Origin of the sequence: Aeromonas sp. QDB11, assembly GCF_027705265.1 — a bacterium.
GTDB classification, from domain to species: Bacteria; Pseudomonadota; Gammaproteobacteria; order Enterobacterales; family Aeromonadaceae; genus Aeromonas; species Aeromonas allosaccharophila.
In genome coordinates this window covers 1-1,462 of record NZ_JAPDBM010000169.1, presented here as the reverse complement: position 1 = coordinate 1,462, position 1,462 = coordinate 1, and the positions used below count along the sequence as shown (strand labels likewise).

The 1,462-nt window shown below is 59.0% G+C and carries 2 protein-coding genes; both read left to right on the top strand.

The window, feature by feature from the left end; translation table 11 throughout:
• The coding region (locus OKC40_RS22435) for a recombination directionality factor (RefSeq protein WP_270797023.1) at positions 1–690 on the top strand (690 nt) is incomplete at its 5' end.
• Between the two features lie 211 nt (positions 691–901).
• Positions 902–1,462, top strand: a complete 561-nt coding sequence (locus OKC40_RS22430; RefSeq protein ID WP_029303605.1) for a lecithin retinol acyltransferase family protein — start codon at positions 902–904, stop codon at positions 1,460–1,462.

Here is a 1,462-nt window from a genome sequence, read left to right as displayed (position 1 = left end):
GAGTACAGCGCCTTTGACCGCCAAACCGGACGGCCGCTTTGTGTCGGCAATGGAGAGGTGGCAAAACGGGTGGGGGCGCAAGGGATGGAGGAAGTCAGTTGCCCCGGTCCGGAGCGCTGTCCCTACGGCCAGCAACAGGGCTGCAAGTTGTACGGACGACTGAACCTATTTGTGGAGGGGCAGGGGGATGAGCTCGGCAGCTTTATCTTTCGTACCACAGGCTATAACTCGGTACGGACCCTGGCGGCACGCCTCAAGTACTTCGAGGCGGTGAGTGGCGGCCTGACCCGTTATCTGCCGCTGACCTTACGGCTACGGGCCAAGAGCACCACCCAGTCCTACCGCACCCCGGTCTACTACGTGGATTTGACTCTGCGGGACGAGCTGACTCTGACGGAGGCGGTCGGTCAGGCACGGCAGGAAGCGATGCTGGATGAGGAGGCGGGACTGACAATCAGCGAGATGGAAGCGGTGGCGCGAGCCTTGCTGCGTAATGGTCAGTTCGAGGACGTGGATGAAGAAGTGCCAATGCTATTGGAAGAGTTTTACCCTCAGGTGGAGGAAGGGGAACATTCGACAGCCGAACCGGCACCGCAAGCGGAGACCAGACCACAGGGTTCGCGAACTCGGGCATCCCCGTTAACCAACAAATTGGGTAAAGGCGCGGCACAGGCACCCGGTGCGCTCTAACTCAGGATTTGGCCAAACGCTCGACCAATAGCTCAAACGTCTCAAGCAGCAATACCCGGTCGGCACTGTCCAGCCGGGCTAGCTTCTGCCCCAAGACTCAACCCTGCTCGGTTGGGCGCGGATGGGTCGCATACATCTTTTCACACCGACTCCAGGGCACCCACAAGGTGCCCTGTTTCGTTTTTATGCCTGACCACAAGGAGTTAACTTCATGTCTCGATTCACCCCAGGCGATCATCTGGTGACCGCTCGCCTCGGTTATACCCACCACGGCCTCTATGTCGGGGGCGACCTCGTTATCCACTACCAGGGGCCTAATCTCGGCCTACCCGGTGAAATCGTGATGACCTCTCTGGATGCGTTTTCCGATGGTAAGCCGGTCTGGTGCAAATTTTGCCCTGTCAGGCGGTATGACCGAACAGCGAGCCTCAAACGTGCCCGTACACGGCTGGGCGAGCATCGATACGATGTGTTGTTCAGTAACTGTGAACACTTCGTGATGTGGTGCATCCACGGTATCCACCACTCGACACAGGTTAGTCAGGTAGCAACGGCGGTGGCGAAAGCGGCCCTTCGTACTCCACAGACTACTATCATTCCCCCAGCTATGACTGTGTTGAGCCGCGAGCGCACAACGTCTGATTACATAACGCTCGCCACCTCTGCTATCACCCTGACCACCCTCGCGACATCGCCAAGCTGGGTCCCCCTGGCAACCGGCGCATTAGCCGTTCACGCAGTCAGCCGCCTCTGGTCCTGGCTCACCGACTGA